The 15,562-nt window shown below is 65.1% G+C and carries 16 protein-coding genes; 13 read left to right on the forward strand and 3 right to left on the reverse strand.

Going from position 1 to position 15,562, the window contains the following annotated elements; translation table 11 throughout:
* Positions 1-23 precede the first annotated feature (23 nt).
* Positions 24-218, forward strand: coding sequence for a hypothetical protein (locus LB558_RS10055; RefSeq protein WP_224697414.1), 195 nt, complete (start codon positions 24-26; stop codon positions 216-218).
* A gap of 888 nt (positions 219-1,106) precedes the next feature.
* Here the strand turns inward: LB558_RS10055 and LB558_RS10060 are convergent.
* Entirely contained in the window at positions 1,107-2,711 is a 1,605-nt protein-coding gene (locus LB558_RS10060) for an FAD-dependent oxidoreductase (RefSeq protein WP_224697415.1), read from the reverse strand.
* Positions 2,712-2,862: 151 nt separating this feature from the next.
* Here LB558_RS10060 and LB558_RS10065 point away from each other — a divergent pair, with 151 nt between their 5' ends.
* The 4 genes from LB558_RS10065 to LB558_RS10080 are packed head-to-tail and all read left to right on the forward strand — an operon-like array spanning position 2,863 to position 6,728.
* Positions 2,863-3,399, forward strand: coding sequence for a cupin domain-containing protein (locus LB558_RS10065; RefSeq protein WP_224697416.1), 537 nt, complete (start codon positions 2,863-2,865; stop codon positions 3,397-3,399).
* An 11-nt stretch (positions 3,400-3,410) separates the two neighbouring features.
* Positions 3,411-4,187, forward strand: a complete 777-nt coding sequence (locus tag LB558_RS10070) for an aspartate dehydrogenase (RefSeq protein ID WP_224697417.1) — start codon at positions 3,411-3,413, stop codon at positions 4,185-4,187.
* Positions 4,187-4,999 (forward strand): alpha/beta fold hydrolase, encoded by an 813-nt coding sequence (locus LB558_RS10075; protein ID WP_224697418.1) that lies wholly within the window; start codon positions 4,187-4,189, stop codon positions 4,997-4,999. The genes LB558_RS10070 and LB558_RS10075 overlap by 1 nt, the downstream gene beginning before the upstream one ends.
* Entirely contained in the window at positions 4,989-6,728 is a 1,740-nt protein-coding gene (locus LB558_RS10080) for a cobalamin B12-binding domain-containing protein (RefSeq protein ID WP_224697419.1), read from the forward strand. Before LB558_RS10075 ends, LB558_RS10080 begins: the two co-directional genes overlap by 11 nt.
* A gap of 29 nt (positions 6,729-6,757) precedes the next feature.
* On the opposite strand, the gene LB558_RS10085 is transcribed toward LB558_RS10080, so the two are convergent.
* Positions 6,758-7,504 carry an SDR family oxidoreductase gene (locus LB558_RS10085; protein ID WP_224697420.1) on the reverse strand — a complete coding sequence of 249 codons (747 nt, stop codon included), beginning with the start codon at positions 7,502-7,504 and terminating at the stop codon, positions 6,758-6,760.
* 102 nt (positions 7,505-7,606) lie between these two features.
* Here LB558_RS10085 and LB558_RS10090 point away from each other — a divergent pair, with 102 nt between their 5' ends.
* The 7 genes from LB558_RS10090 (at position 7,607) to LB558_RS10120 (ending at position 13,831) form a co-directional block, all read left to right on the forward strand.
* Entirely contained in the window at positions 7,607-8,578 is a 972-nt protein-coding gene (locus LB558_RS10090) for a thiamine pyrophosphate-dependent dehydrogenase E1 component subunit alpha (RefSeq protein ID WP_224697421.1), read from the forward strand.
* A 1-nt stretch (position 8,579) separates the two neighbouring features.
* Positions 8,580-9,554 carry an alpha-ketoacid dehydrogenase subunit beta gene (locus LB558_RS10095; protein ID WP_224697422.1) on the forward strand — a complete coding sequence of 325 codons (975 nt, stop codon included), beginning with the start codon at positions 8,580-8,582 and terminating at the stop codon, positions 9,552-9,554.
* An 11-nt stretch (positions 9,555-9,565) separates the two neighbouring features.
* The gene (locus LB558_RS10100; protein WP_224697423.1) at positions 9,566-10,864 is read left to right on the forward strand and encodes an acetoin dehydrogenase dihydrolipoyllysine-residue acetyltransferase subunit; all 1,299 of its coding nucleotides are present in this window, start codon (positions 9,566-9,568) and stop codon (positions 10,862-10,864) included.
* Between the two features lie 78 nt (positions 10,865-10,942).
* The gene (locus LB558_RS10105) at positions 10,943-11,266 is read left to right on the forward strand and encodes an NIPSNAP family protein (RefSeq protein WP_172349171.1); all 324 of its coding nucleotides are present in this window, start codon (positions 10,943-10,945) and stop codon (positions 11,264-11,266) included.
* A gap of 1 nt (position 11,267) precedes the next feature.
* Complete coding sequence (locus LB558_RS10110) at positions 11,268-12,134, forward strand: hypothetical protein (protein WP_224697424.1); 867 nt, start codon at positions 11,268-11,270, stop codon at positions 12,132-12,134.
* Positions 12,134-13,057, forward strand: coding sequence for a 3-hydroxyacyl-CoA dehydrogenase NAD-binding domain-containing protein (locus tag LB558_RS10115; protein ID WP_224697425.1), 924 nt, complete (start codon positions 12,134-12,136; stop codon positions 13,055-13,057). Before LB558_RS10110 ends, LB558_RS10115 begins: the two co-directional genes overlap by 1 nt.
* 24 nt (positions 13,058-13,081) lie before the next feature.
* On the forward strand, positions 13,082-13,831 hold the full coding sequence (locus LB558_RS10120; protein ID WP_224697426.1) for an SDR family oxidoreductase: 750 nt from the start codon (positions 13,082-13,084) through the stop codon (positions 13,829-13,831).
* Positions 13,832-13,838: 7 nt separating this feature from the next.
* Here LB558_RS10120 and LB558_RS10125 read toward each other — a convergent pair whose 3' ends face one another.
* Entirely contained in the window at positions 13,839-14,591 is a 753-nt protein-coding gene (locus LB558_RS10125) for a pyrroline-5-carboxylate reductase family protein (RefSeq protein ID WP_224697427.1), read from the reverse strand.
* A 110-nt stretch (positions 14,592-14,701) separates the two neighbouring features.
* On the opposite strand from LB558_RS10125, the gene LB558_RS10130 reads away from it, so the two are divergent.
* On the forward strand, positions 14,702-15,475 hold the full coding sequence (locus LB558_RS10130; protein ID WP_224697428.1) for a GntR family transcriptional regulator: 774 nt from the start codon (positions 14,702-14,704) through the stop codon (positions 15,473-15,475).
* The last annotated feature ends 87 nt before the right edge of the window (positions 15,476-15,562 follow it).

Consider the following 15,562-nt stretch of genomic DNA (forward strand, 5'->3'; position numbering starts at 1 on the left):
GCGGTCCCGTTGGTAAAGGAGCTATGCCGCTTCGTGAACTGCAGGAGGCCGGTATCAAGGTGATCTGCGGTACCGACAGCGTGATGGACTGGTGGGATTCCTTCGGCAATTGCGACATTCTGCAGAAAGCCCACGAAATCGCCCGGATTCAGTATCGCAGCACGGAATATGGGATCAACCGCGCGCTTGGTTACGCGACCGGCTTCGTCTCGTCCTAAAGACCGGCAAAGCCGACCGAATAGGCGCGTTGTCGCGGCATTCTGAACCCGGAAACATCGATCGCAAATGCAAGGACGAAAGCTGCCTCGTTTCATGCGGAGGCGAATGGAAGACAAGGCGTAGGTGAAATCGCATTCAACAATAGGAGGTCTTGTGCACGAACTTTGCATACAATTTTGACAGGAGCTTTTTCGATGACATAGCTTGGATGCGAGCGCCGAAGCGCGAGGCCGAGACGCCGAAGCCCGAATAGCCGCCGACATAGACCGCTTTGTCTCGATGATAGCGCTGGAAATGCACGGCCATGCGCGTGGCGAGGTCGATCGGTCCGCTCCAGGCATGGCTGAGGCGAAGACTTCGAGTTGCGGGAAGGCGGAGAAGAAGGCGCCGGCCGGCGGCACGTAGGTATCCAGCGCGCGGTCCAGGCCGGCGAGATTTCGCGCCAGGCGTAGGCAAGACCTCCGATCAGACGCATGTAGTTCATCTGCGTGCGCGTGTCGTAGACGCCTTGGCGGTTGCGCCAGCCGATCGACTGCATCTGCGCGGCGGAGAGTGGCCCGGAGGCAAGGACCCGGTCGCGCACGGCAACCACGCGTCGCTTGATGCGGCGGTCGCCTTCCGCGAATGCGGGGTGTTCTCGTAAAACGTCTGTCTTCGTTCAGATTTTCCAAGCGTTGGCGCGGCACCCTAGCTTGCCCGTCCCAAACTGCTCCCCTACGGAGCTGTGGGTTTCGATCCGGCGATAAGCGTCACAATCTGTATCGTGTTTTTGGTCGAGGTGGTCAAGGCCATGGGGATGTACGAGACGACAGCCAAGTTCACAAACTGAGCGGTCGCCGAGTTAACATGGAAATTGCGGTCGAGACCCGGGGATCGATGATCGCCGCTCATCGGTTCTGATGCAGGATCGTGTCGGCGGCGATGAAGCCCCATGTCAAATTGGGACCCAGCGTCGTGCCGGCTCCTACGGCGCGCGTACCGATGGGGTTGGCCATGGCGAGCCCGGCCGCATAGAGGCCGGGAATTATCGAGCCGTCCGGTCTCAGCACCTGCGCGCGCTCGTTGGTGCGGGCGCCGCCCTTGGTGCCGAGGATCGAGCGATTGATCGTCATGCCAAGATAGGGAGGCTTGTCGATCGGCTTCAGCCGGTTTTCGGGACCGTGCGCCTTGTATGCCTCCCAGCCATTTTCCCCGCGGTTGAAATCCGCGTCGTGCCCCTTCGCGCAAAAGCCATTCCAGCGGGCGATCGTCTCCTCGAGTGCCGCGGCAGGCAGCCCGAGCTTGGCGGCAAGGCCAGCGATCGTATCGGCCTTCTTGATCCAATCGCGCTCGTAGGAGGCGTACCAGCGAAAAGGCAGCGACGTTTTCAGGAAACGATGGTCGCCTAGCAGGTAACAGGGCAGATGGATCGGTGCTCCATCCGGCCCGCGGGCATCGATCGCCTCGCCGATATTGAAGGCGTTTTCGCTGACAAACCGCTTTCCATCGCGATCGACCACGATCGAATGCGGCTCGGCCTGAAAGGTCATCGGCAAGCCGTGCTTCTGTCCCTGGTAGCGCGTCGGCAGGCAGGGATAGACGTTCGCCTGGTCCATGCGGTCCAACTGCGCGCCGACGGAAGCCGCAAGCTTCTGGCCGTCGCCCTCATTGCCGCGCGGACTACCGATCCGGTCGAAGGCGCCGGGGAAGTGGCGCGCACGCATCTCGGCGTCCCATTCGAAGCCGCCGGTGGCGATGACGACGCCTCGGCGCGCGACAATCCTCTTTCGTTGACCCTCGTTTTCCACCTCCGCGCCAGTGATACGTGAGTCCGAATCCTGCAGCAGGGTGACGGCGCGCGTTCTCAGCTTAAAGGCGACGCCGGCATCGAGACAGCCCTTGATGAGCCCGGTCATCAGTGCCGTGCCCTGGCCGCCCGAATTCGTCAGCCATCGCCATAGAAGCTTCGGCCAGACCTTGAACCCGGCGCGGATGGGATGATGATAGAGATCCAGGTCGACGATCTCCTGGTAGGTGAAGCTGTGCGGCAAGGTGGAGCGGCGCAGGCTCCGTGCAAACTTGCCCAGGATACGGCGGCTGAGCGGCCTCGGCGAGAGCATGCGGCCGTAGAGCTTGCCGCCAGGCGCTTCGGCAAAGGGGTCGGGTTCGTTGATCAGGCGGAAGTCGAGCGGCGTGTTGCCGGAGAGGAAGCGCAGCATATCCGGCGCCGCCTGGGCGAAAGCAGTCCAGAGCGCGTCTTCCTTCCGCTCCCACCCTTCGGGCGCGACGGCGCGCAGGTAGGCGAGCGCGTCCTCGCGGCTGTCGGGGATGCCGGCTTCGGCCGCGACATGATTGGCCGGTATCCATACACCCGCTCCGGACATGGCCGATGTACCGCCCAGCCATTCGGTCTTCTCGATGACCAGCACTTTGAGACCGCCTTTGGCGGCCCGCAGGGCCGCCGAGCAGGCAGCCGAGCCCGAACCGATGACCAGAACGTCGCATTCGTCCATTGGCGTTCCCCTGCTTTTTCATAGCCGTGTCACTATAGGAACAGGAAATTGGATCTGTCTACTCTTGTGTCGACACTTTTTGCATTGTAGCTTCTCTGAAGTCGCCAGCGTCCCCGGCATGATCCCGCAACTCTTTCGACAGGCAGAAACCATGGACGATACCCGCCTCTCAGCCGCTCCGTCCGGCATCCATGTTTCCGGATCCGAAACCCGCGAAAGCTACTGGCAGCCGGTACCGGCAAACGGCCATATCGACGTGGCGTTGGCGCCGCATATCGTCGGCATGGAGCACCCCTTCGCACTGGGCACGCAATCGGTCGCGCCCGGCGGCTATGTGCGCGAGCACACGCATGACCGCAATGAGGAAACGATCTATGTCATCGAAGGCCATGGCCGTGCCGTCATCGACGGCAAGGAATATCCGCTGACCCCGGACAGCGTGGTGTTCCTGCCGAAAAATGTCAGGCACATGTTCATCAACGATGGCGAGACGCGGCTGCGCTGGATCTGGCTGATAGTGCCCAATGGTCTGGAGGACTTCTTCCGCCTGATCGGCAAACCGCGCAAGCCAGGCGAGCCCGTGCCGTCCAACTTTCCGCGTCCGGAAAACGTGCTGGAGATCGAGCGCAAGACGGTGTTCGGGGCTGATCTCGCCGACAAGTTCGATCCCACGAAACAGATCCCCTGAAGCAGGCCAGGATGCTGACGATTGGCCTCATCGGCTACGGTGCGATCGCGCACGAGGTCGTCCGCGCTTTCCCGCCGGATGCGGTTCGCTGGGTGGCGCTGTTGCGCGAAGGCGCCAGCCCGGCATTGCCGGCACATGTCGGCGCGGTGACGCGGCTTGACGCATTGATCGACGCGCGCCCCACGGCAGCGGTGGAAGCGGCGGGCCAGCAAGCGGTGGCCGCCTGCGTGCCCGCGCTTCTTGAAGCCGGCATCCCCGCCATCATCGCTTCTGTCGGCGCGCTGTCCGATTCGGCGCTTGCCGCCCGACTGACTGATGCCGCGCGCATCGGAGGCGTGCGCCTGGTCCTCCCGTCGGGCGCCCTGGGAGGCCTCGACTATTTGCGGGCGATAGCGGTCCTTCCCGATGCGCGCGTCCGCTATACCTCGCGCAAGCCGCCAGCCGCCTGGACAGCGGAGCTGGCTTCCGCCAGCCGTTCAACCGACAATGGCGCCATAACCCTCTTCGAGGGCACACCCTCCGAGGCGGCAAGGCGCTATCCAAAGAACCTCAATGCCGCTTTCGCCGTGGCGCTGGCGGCGGGCGCCGACAAGGTGACGGTGCGTGTGGTTGCCGATCCGGCGGCTTGCGGCAACACCCACGAAATCGAAGTCGAGAGTGCCGCTGGCACCGCCTCCTTCCATCTCGTCAACGCGCCCTCGCCCGACAATCCCAAGACTTCGGCGCTCACCGCGCTCAGCCTCGTCGCGGCCCTTCGCGAATTGCTCGACCAAGAAGGCCATCACTGATGCCCTTCTTCGCCGCCGCCGATGGTTGCCGCATCCACTACGAGAAGTTCGGCAGCCATGGCCCGCGCCTGATTCTCATCCCCGGGCTCGGCGGCGATGGGAGGTTCTGGGCTGGTGTCGTTCGGCTGCTCGAGGCCCACCATCGCATCATCGTCACCGATCATCGCGGCGCGGGGCGCAGCGATCGCCCGAACAGCCCCTATTCCATTGCCCTGATCGCCAGCGACATTGCCGGCCTGCTGGCGCAAACGGGCGGTCCCGGTCATATTGTTGGGCATTCGACCGGTGGTGCCATCGCGCAGGTGCTGGCGCTCGATCATGCCGAGGTCGGCTTGAGCTATACGATCAGCAGCTCCTGGGGGCGGGCCGACGCCCGTTTCCGCACGCTCTTTGGCGCCCGTGCCGAACTGCTCGATGCCGGCATGGCCGAGACGTTCCAGCGCCTTGGCCATGTGCTGTGCCACGAACCGTCCTACCTCGAGACACATGCCGGGCAACTCGACGCGGCGGTCGCGGGCGCCCCGCATACGCTGGCGCCACTCGCCGTCGCGGCGGCGCGCGTGCGCATGCTGCTCGACCACGATCGCCTTGCCGACCTGCCGCGCATCGCCGCCCCGGTGCAGGTGATTGCGGCCGCTGGCGATATCCTGACGCCGCCCACCCTTTCGCAGGCTATCGCCGGGGCTATACCGGGTGCCGACCATGTAACTGTTCCCGGCGCGCATTTTCATCCTCTCGCCGACCCCGAGGGTTTTGCCGCCATCCTTCGCCGTTTCATCGCCGAAGCCGAGAACAAATATCATGACCGCTGAAATCGCCGCCGCTCTCATCGATCCGCGCCTGAAGCCGGGCGCCGACCTTCTCGCCGAAGGGCGCGCCATGGCGCGCGACTGGCGACTCGGCAGCTGCCTCTTCCTCACTGAAACCGGCATGCCTTCGGAGGCCGCCTGGAAGCGCAAGGCAGCGGCCGAGAAGCGCGTCATGCAGCACGCCCATATCGGCTTCAGAAGCGTCGACCGCACCATCGCGGCGATTGCGGAGGTGCACGGGCAATGCCGCGAGGCTGGGGTGACAGTGGACCGTTTCGGCATCACCCTCGACTGGTCGATGGGCTATCCGCAGGCCATGCGCGCCAAGGCGGCGCGCGGCACTGGCATCGTGCTCACCAGTCCCGAGGATTTTGCGCGCATCACCAATGCCGCGCCCGCCGCCGCCCATTTCGGCGACTTCATGCTCGGCCTGCCGGGTGCCCTGGAAAACACCCGCTCGGCTATCGCCGCCGGAGCGACGGCGGTCGGCAATCTGGGGCAGTATTTCACTTTCCGGCTGCCCTATTGGGACGACGATGTGGCGACCACCGAGGCGACCGTCACCGCGCTCGGCCTGATCGCCGCTCAGGATACCGAGATCCTCGTCCATTCCAATCTCGACGACGGATTTGCCGGGCTGTTTATCGACATGGCCTGCGCGCTGGGCATGGTGCTGATCGAAAAGCACATCGTCGAGAAGTTGATCGGAGCGCGGCTCGCCCATTGCTACGGCCACCATTTCAGCGATCCGCTGTCGCGCACCGCCTTCCATGCCGCGCTGGTGCGGGTCAACGACACGCCGGGCACCATGATCTTCGGCAACACTGTCTCCTACCAGTCGACCCCGGCGGGCAACTACGCCAGCCTGGCAAGCTATCTCCTGGCCGACATACTGGCGGTCGGGCGGTGGCCGTCCGGCCATGCGATCAATCCCGTGCCGGTGACCGAGAACCAGCGCATTCCCGACGTCGACGAGATCATCGACGCGCAGACCTTCGCGCACCGGCTGACACTGCACGCCCCTTTCTACGACCCGGTCTTCGACTGGACCAAGGCAGAGGCTATGGCCGACGTGCTGGTCGAAGGCGGACGCCGTTTTGCCGACGCCGTCATGAAGGGGCTCGCCGAGTGGGGGGTGGATACCGGAGACCCGGCCGCGCTGATGCTCGCCATCCGCCGCATGGGACCGAAGCGCCTGGAGGACCTTTTCGGCCCGGGCGCGGCAAGCGGGCGCGGACGCACGCCACTGATCCATGCCGAATGGGCCCGCGAGCTCAACCACAAGGCGGCAAGCTGGGTTTCGACGCAGACACCGTTGGCAAGCCGGGAACCCCTGATCGTCTGCATCGGCACGACCGATGTGCACGAGCACGGCAAGTATCTCGTCGAGCAGGCGCTGGCCGGCCTGGGCGTCACCATTACCGATGCCGGCGTGGCCGTCGACCCGGAAGCGCTTGTCGCCCATGCGGCGCAGACCGGGGCCAGCGCCATCGCCGTCAGCACCTACAATGGCGTGGCGCTTCGCTACGCACTGGCCGTGAAGGCAGCCATGGTGGCGCGCGGACTTGTCCTGCCCGTGCTTATCGGCGGAAGGCTGAACGAAGTCCCGAAGGACTCCAATTCCGGCCTGCCGGTGGATGTGACCGAGGACATCGCAAAGCTCGGCTGCGTGCCATGCGCCGATCTCGATGCGATGCTCGTCGCCCTGCGCTCCATCCCGAACGGCCGGTGACGCCAGCCATGGCCGGACGGGCGCGCATCTCACCAGGCCGTCATGCCGCCGTCGACTGTCAGGATCGAGCCGGTCGCAAAGGAGGATTCGTCGCTGGCAAGCCACAAGATCGCCTGCGCGATCTCGACGGGCTGGGCAACGCGGTTCATCGGCGCGCGTGCATTCAACGCCGTGACGAAGCCCTGGGGGTCCGAATGGGTTTCGAGAATCTTGTCGAAATAGCTCGACCAAGTGGTGCCGGGCGCCACTGCGTTGACGCGAATCTTCTCCGCCGCGTGGTCGAGCGCCATGGCGCGTGTCAGCGCCGCGACGCCGCCCTTCGACGCGACATAGGCCGCGCGGTCGGCAATCCCGACATGGGCGACGTTGGAGGCGGTGTTCACGATCGCTCCGCCGCCGCCCGCGGCCATGACCGGAACGGCATATTTGGAGCAGAGGAAGACGCCCTTGAGGTTGACGGCCATCAGCGTGTCCCAGTCTTGCGCCGCGGTGGTGACGACGGAGCCCCGTATGCCGTAGCCGGCATTGTTGACGAGTATGTCTATCCGCCCGAACGCCTCCCGCGCGCGCGCCACCATGGCCATGACGGAACCCTCGTCCGAGACATCGGCCTCCATCGCCAGCTGACCCGTTCTCTGTGCAACCTCCCGGGCTTTGGCGCCGTCCCGGTCAACGACCAGGACACGCGCGCCCTGCTGTGCGAACAGTTCCGCCACGGCCGCGCCGATGCCGGCCCCCGCGCCTGTCACGATCGCCATCCTGTCCTTCAAACGCATTGTTGATCCTGTTTTCCAGATTGTTTCGTCTCCATCTTGCAGAACCCCTTGCAAAGTGTCGACACTTTTGTATTTAATTTCGGCACGAGATCGGAGATATCAGTGAAAAACACTCCTTCCGTCGAACAGCACCTGGAAATCTATCGTCGCATGCTGCTGGTGCGGCATCTGGAAGAGAGCCTTGGCGCGCTCCACAAGGAAGGACGCACGCGCGGTCCGATCCATCGCTGCGACGGCCAGGAGGCCGTCGGTGTCGCGGCAACGGCGGTGCTGGAGGCGGGTGACAAGGTCGCCACCACCCATCGCGGCCACGCGGTCTATATCGGCAAGGGCATGGCCATGCGCCCCGTGGTTGCCGAAATCCTCGGCCGCGCCACCGGCGCCTGCGGCGGGCGCGCCGGCCACATGCTGATCGCCGATGCCGAGAAGGGGGTGATCGGCGGCAATGCCATTGTCGGCGCCGGCATCCCGGCGGCAACCGGCATGGCCCTTTCCATGCAGATTCTCGGCACCGGCAACGTCGCCATGTGCATCTTCGGCGACGGCGCCGCCCAGACCGGCATCTGCCACGAGGCTATGAACATGGCCGGGCTTTGGAAGTTGCCCGTCGTCTTCGTGCTCGAGCATAACCAGTTCGGCCTGACCGTCCCCTCGGATGTGCAGTCGCCGGTCGCGGATCTGTCGATGCGCGCCGCCGGCTATGCGATGCCGGCCGAGATCGTCGACGGCAACGATGCTGTCGCCGTCTACCGCGCCGTGTCTGCCATGACCGAGCGTGCTAGGCGCGGCGAAGGCCCTGGCATGGTCGAATGCAAGACCTATCGCATCGAAGGCTTTTCCACCTCTGACATGGGCGGCTACCAGAAGCCGCAGGACATCGCCGCCTGGAAGGCACGCGACCCGCTGCTGGTTTCGCGCGAGGCACTTCTTGGCGATGTCGGCGAGACCAAGCTGGCCGACATCGAGGCGGCGGCCGAGGCCGAGGTGGCTGAAGCCTTCGAGGCCGCGCTGTCCGATCCCCTGCCGGAATTTTCCGTCGACGAAGCCTGCAATCCCTACAGCGGAGCGCACTGACATGGCCATGATGCGGTACGCCGAGGCGCTCAACGCGGCGCTGCGCGAAGAGATGCAGGCCGATCCTTCCGTCTTCCTCTTCGGTGAGGACATCGGCCGCTATGGCGGCGTCTTCAAGGTGACAAAGGGGCTGATGGAGGAGTTCGGCGAGACGCGCGTGCGCGACACGCCGATCTCCGAACAGGCGATGACCGCCATGGCGGTGACCGCGGCCATGACCGGCACCCGTCCGGTGCTGGAAATCATGTATGCGGACTTCATACCGCTGACGCTCGATGCGCTGGTCAACCAGGCCTCGATCTACAACTACATCTGGAATGGTCAGGTGAAGATGCCTTTCGTGCTGCGCACGCAAGGCGGCGGCGGCGCCGGTGCCGGCGCGCAGCACTCCAAGGCGCTCGATTCCATGCTTGCCCACATACCCGGCATCAAGGTCGTCGCCCCGTCGACGCCCGCCGACGCCAAGGGCATGCTGAAGGCCGCGATCCGCGACGACCAGCCGGTGGTCTTCCTTGAGCACAAGCTGCTCTACAACATTCGCGGCGAGGTGCCGGACGGCGATGTGATTGTGCCGCTCGGCAAGGCGGCGACCATGCGCGAGGGCAGCGACATTTCGATCTTCGCCACCTCCAAGATGGTGGTGGAGGCGTTGAAGGCCGCCGACCTGCTGGCCGCTGACGGCGTTTCGGCCGAAATCGTCGACCTGCGGTCGCTGCGCCCGCTCGATGTCGACGCCATCGTCGCCTCCATCTCGAAAACGCACCATGCCGTGGTGGTCAACGAAGGCTGGCGCTTCTGCGGCTACGCCGCCGAGCTTTCGGCAACGATCATGGACCACGCCTTTGACGAACTCGACGCGCCGGTCGCACGCGTCACCCTGCCGGACATGCCGATCCCCTACTCCGAACCGCTGGAAACGGCGATGCTACCGAATGCCGAAAAGATCCGCACTGCCGCGCTGAAGACGCTGAAGTGACGGAGGCGGCGATGACAACCCATCCGATCACGATCGACAGCGCCGGTGGCGAATACATGGAAGCCGTGCTCGTGATCGCCTGGGCGGTGAAGCCAGGCGATCCGGTCAAGGCCGGCGATCTGGTCGTCACCGTCGAGACGGCCAAGGCCGCTACCGAAATCGAAGCCGACCGCGACGGCTGGCTGGCTGACATCTTCTTCGCCGAAGGACAGGAAGCGCCGGTGGGCGCCGTGCTCGGCACGATCGCGGACGAGAAGCCGATGGCTGGCCAGCCAGCCTCGCCCGGGCCGGCGGCAGCAGCCGCCACGGCAGCCAATCCGCGCGAACTTGTGGCTGACGAAGCCTCTTCCTCCATCCGGCAGCCCGGCAGCCGCCCGATCGCCAGCCCGCTTGCACGGCGGCTTGCCGCCGCGGCCGGGCTCGACCTTGCCGCCATTTCGGGAAGCGGGCCGCGCGGACGCATCAAAAAGCGCGACATCGATGCCACCGTCGCCGCTCGCACGAACGAACGGGATGCCGCGGTCCAACGAACGCCGGCCCCGGGCCAGACATCGTCTGTTGCCGCGCCGACGTTGGCCAGACAAGCCGTGCCGGTGGTTTTCATCCATGGCTTCGGGGCGGATCGCTCCGTGTGGCGGCAGGTCGTTCCACTGCTCGGGTCGGGAATCGAGACAATCAGCCTCGACCTGCCCGGCCACGGCGGTGAAGCCTCCACGACGACGAGCAGCATCGAAGAGATCGCTTTCCTCCTCTCCGACCGGCTGGAGGAAATGGGCGTGGGCAATGCCCATCTCGTCGGCCATTCCCTCGGCGGCGCGGCGGCCCTCGCGCTTGCCCGGCTTGGCCGGCTCGCGATCCGTTCCGTCACGCTTCTCGCGCCCGGCGGGCTCGGCCCCGAGATCAATGCGGGCTTCATTGCCGGGCTCGCCCGCGCAACAACCGTCCAGGCGCTGGAGCGGTGGCTGGCGGTCATGGTCGGCGATCCCTCGGCCTTGCCGGGCGGCTATGCGCAGGCCGCGCTGCGGCAGATCGAAAAGACCGGCAATCGCGACACGCTCGCTGCGATGGCAGAAAGCCTGTTCCCGGACGGCACGCAAGGCTTCGATCTTGGCAGCGCGCTCGCGGAACTCGCAGTCCCGACGCGGCTCATCTGGGGCAGGCTCGATCGTATCATCCCGGTCGCCCATGCGGCGCGCGCGCCAGGCTTTGCCGCCGTCCATCTTCTCGATGGCATCGGCCATGTCGCGCAGATGGAGGCGCCGGCGCTCACGGCCCGGCTGATAACCGAGACGGTGCGAAGCGCCGGCTGAGCCGGCGACCGCGGAAGGCGGACAGACCATTCTAACCGGCGCCGGAGCGCCGGAGCAGATGCCAGAAGGAGTGCCAAGATGATCTTTGACCACCGCATTTACACCGCCCGCCCGAACAAGCTGTCGCATTTCCTCACCCTCTACGAGGAGGTCGGCCTGCCGATGCAGCGGCATTATCTGGGCGAGCCCTTCGGCTTCTTCCAGACACATATCGGCGACCTCTCGCGCACCGTGCATCTGTGGAAATATGACAGCCTTGCCGACCGGGAAGAGCGGCGCGACCGCATGGAGGCCGATCCTGAATGGCAGGCCTACCGGCGCAAGGTGATCGAGACCGACTATCTGCTCGACATGCGCAACCAGATCCTCAAGCCCGTCTCGTTCTTCAATCCTGGAAAATAAGATGGACCTGATTTTCTCGGCCGAGGGGCAAAGCTGGCCGCTGCGGCTCAGCGGCAATGCCGGCCGCACCCGCCGCGCCTTGCTTTCGGCGCTGCCAATGCGCCTGCAACTCCATACGCCCAAGATCGCCGGCAGCCATATCTACTGGCATGCGCCCTTCGTGGAGGATGTCGAGGGTGCCACGCATGTGCTTGCCGCGACCGCCGGCGCCTTCATCTACTGGCCGGTGCGCCAGTTCCTCGAAATCACCTTCGCGCCGCTTCAGGCGGAGAATGCCGAGATCACCGTTCTCGGCCACCTTGACGCACCGGTGGAAGGCATAGCCGAGCTCGCCGCGACACTGAAACGGGACCAGGGCCGACGCATTCTGGAAGGCACGCTGGTCCAATCGGATGGCGGCGTGCCCGGGCCGTCGGCGCCGTCGCCGCTCCCGCGGGATATCATCGCCGCGCGCAAGGCGTTGTGGGCGGCTTGTCCCGCCGATATCAGCAATGTCACCGCGTCCCGCGCGATCATGCACCCGGCAGGTCCCGTCTTCACAGCGGAGTCGGAAGCGCGGGTGCTGCACGAGCTGCTGTGGTGGATCCGCGCGGCGCGCGGCAGGGACGAGGCCGTGCGGCGGCAGACGGCCGCGCTCGCGCTCAACAAGACCGGCACCCGCCTGCGCGACTTCTGCCACATGGAAGAAACGCCGGCTCTGCTTTTCCGGCTCGAGGCGGCGATGGGCGACGGCCATCCCTTCGATGCCCTGATCGACGAGGCAATCCTGGTCGCTGGCCGGATCGGTGCTTGGCTCGATCTCTTGATCCCATGGAACGACCTCAACGAGGCCTTTCGCGTCGCGCTTGATGGCAGAAAGGTCAGCTGATGGAAAAGCTGACTATCGGCATTGTCGGCTTCGGCGTGATCGGTCAGCGTTGGGCGGCTTGCTTTGCCCATGCCGGCCATGCGGTTCGCGTGTTCGATCCCACCGATCGGCGCGAGACGGCATTCAGCGAGGTGTTACCCGCCCTCATGGCCGACCTCGACGCGTTGAAGGGTCCCTCGCAGGCAGCCGGTGCGCTCCATCTTTTCCCGACGCTCGCCGAGACGCTCGAAGGCGTCGGCTTCGTGCAGGAGAACGGGCCGGAAAACCTCGCCCTCAAGCGCCGGCTGCTCACCGAAATCGAAGACCATGTCGGTGACGAGGTCATCATCGCCTCCTCCTCCTCGGCGCTGCTGGTGTCCGACATGCAGGCCGAATGCCGCCTGCCCGGCCGCATCGTGCTCGGTCATCCCTTCAACCCGGCGCATCTGATGCCGCTTGTCGAGATCGTCGGCGGCAACGCGACCGATCCACAGGCGATCGCCTGGGCGCGCGCCCTCTATGAGGCGATCGGCAAGAAGCCGGTGACGCTCAACCGGGAAGTGACCGGTCATATCGCCCTGCGCCTGATGGGCGCCATGTGGCGCGAGGCGATTGCGCTGGTGCGCGACGGCGTCGCCTCCGTTGAGGACGTGGATCGAGCCTTCATGTACGGGCCGGGACCGAAGTGGACGCTGCAGGGCTCGTTCATTTCCAACAGCCTCAACGCCGATGGCATCGAGGATTTCCTGCACAAATATGGCCCGACCTATCAGGCGATCTGGGACACGCTGCTCGATGCCAAGCTCGACGTCGAGACGATCCGCGCGATCACGGCTTCGACGGATGCAGCCGTTGGAGAGCGCAGCCAGCGTGAACTGAAGGCGGCACGCGAGGGCGGCCTCGTCGACATTTTGAAAACGGTGGCCGAACGCGGCGCGCTTTGATCATAGCGACTTTGGAGAGCAACCATGGATTACCGTACAGCCCTTGTTACCGGCGCCTCGAAGGGCATCGGCGCGGCAATCGTCGAGAGCCTGGTGGCCGAAGGATTGACCGTCCATGCGCTGGCGCGCAGCGAGGACGCGCTACAGGTCTTGCAGCAACGGCTCGGGCCCCGCGTCAAGCCGCTTGTCGCCGATGTGCGCGACCATCAGGCGATCGCCTCGGCACTCGGTTCGACGGAAATCGACGTGCTGGTGAACAATGCCGGCGGTCTGGCCACAGTGCGTCCTCTTCAGGAGCAGGATGCCGAGGAAACAGCCGGGGTGGTGGCGCTGAACCTCACCGCGCCGTTGCAGCTCATCCGCCTGTTGCTGCCCGGCATGATCGCGCGCAAGCGCGGCCACATCTTCAACCTGACCAGCACGGCAGCCGGCGCCGTGTTTCCCGGCACGGCGACCTATGGCGCGGCCAAGGCCGGCCTCTCCCAAGCCGGCCGCATCCTGCGCTTCGATCTCGCTGGCACCGGCGTGCGCCTGACCGAGATCGCGCCCGGCCGTGTGGAAACGGATTTCTACCTGAAGGCCTTCGACGGCGACCGCGAGGGCCTGCGCAGGCGCATGTACAGCGAGCAGCGGCCGCTCGGCCCGGCCGATATCGCGGCCGTGCTTGTCGTCGCGCTGCGGATGCCGGACCATGTCGACATCGCCGAACTGACCGTCACGCCCAGCGAACAGGCCGCCGGTGGCCACACCTATCCACCAGCCCCGCAGCGGTGACCGCGCATCAGCCAGGTCGGGTCAATTTGTCGAGCACGGCCGCGCAGGCCTCCTCCCAGGCCGCCGGCACCCCGCGCGCCGAAAGAACCTGCAGCCCCCGCTCGGTGATGCCGCCCGGCGTCACCAGCTCTTCGAGCATCTGATCCATCGGCTCGCTCTTCTCCGCGATCAGCCGCCCGGCCGCCACGAAGGTCATTGCCGCCAGCCGGCGCGCGATTGCCGGGTCGAGACCTCTGGCGCTTGACCAATCGGCTGTGTTGCGGATCAGATCCTGCGCCCAGCCGTACACGGCGGCGCTGACCGTCGCCACCTCGAAGTCGGTTTCGCTGGCAAGAGCGATCGAGGGGCCGAGCCGGTCAAGAACCGTCCGCGCCTGCTCCAGATCGGGGAAATAGACCGTCGGACTGGAGGCAATCTCCGAAGCGGTGAATGGCATGGCGCGCACAGCGAGCGCGGGAGCGACATCGAGCCGTGACAGCAGAACCCCGGCGCAGACCGAAACCACCACCTGACCTTCGCGCCACGGCAAGCCTTGAACTGCATCCGGCGCATGGGTGGGCCGCACGGACAGAATGACGAGATCGGACCGTTCGACGAGATCGCGATTGTCCACCGCCAATTGAAAGCCATGGCGGGCGGCAAGTGCCGCGGCCTTGCCGCGCGGCGACAGGATGAATGCCGCGGGGTCAAGCCCGGAACGCAGGAACCCAGCCAGCATGGAGGCCGCCAGATGCCCGACGCCAAGAATACCGATGATCATACTTGCCTCCCGGGCTGCGACCTGTGGCTTGCCATTCCCCTGAAGTTGGGAAAGAAAGGTGCATCATAAAGTGTCGACACAACCTGCAGACAAACCGGACTGGAACCTTCATGACCGAACGAGCCGAGACTGGCGCCGACAACGTCCCGTCCTTCGCGAACGAGGCCGAGACGCGCCGCGCCGCCGACAGCAGCGAGCGCGCTTACCTCACCATCCGCAAGCTTCTGGTCGAGTTCAAGCTGAAGCCTGGCGAACGCATCAACGAGGTCCAGCTTTCGCGCAGCCTCGGCGTGTCGCGCACGCCGATCCGCGAGGCACTGAACCGGCTCGCCTCCGAAGGCTTCGTTTCGCTCACACCCAATCGCGGCTTCTTCGTCAGGAGCCTCAGCACCGAGGGCCTGCTCGATCTCTATGAGCTGCGCTCCATCATCGAATGCGCCGCCTTCAAGCTGATGTGCGAGCGCGCGGACGACAGCGAGATCGACCGATTGCGGCAGTATTGGGAAGCGATTGTCGATGTCTACCCGAACCAGCCTCCGGATATCATCCTGGCCGAGGACGAAGGCTTTCATTTGCTCATCACCGAACTGTCCGGAAATCCTGAGCTCGTCGGACAGCTAAGCTCCATCAATGCCCGCATTCGCTTTATCCGGCGCATCCAGATCGAACACCCCTCGCATGACAAGGCACAGATCACCTCCCATTCGGCCATCGTCGAAGCCGCGGTCAAGCGCGATGCCGAGAACGGCGCGAAACTGTTGCGTGAACATATCGAAATGACCGTCTCCGCCACGCAGCAGGCGCTCAAGGACGCCCTGCTCAAGGTTTTCGCGCCCGACAACGGCGCCGAGTTGAAGCGTCGCCGAAGGGTTCGCGACGCATAATCGATATCTGAGCACAAAATTGAACGCAATAGTGTCGACACTTTCTTGACGGCGCTCTCTTTGTCTGCTTCGATGGGCTTACACGGG

Origin of the sequence: Mesorhizobium sp. CO1-1-8 (assembly GCF_020164875.1) — a bacterium.
GTDB lineage: Bacteria > Pseudomonadota > Alphaproteobacteria > Rhizobiales > Rhizobiaceae > Mesorhizobium.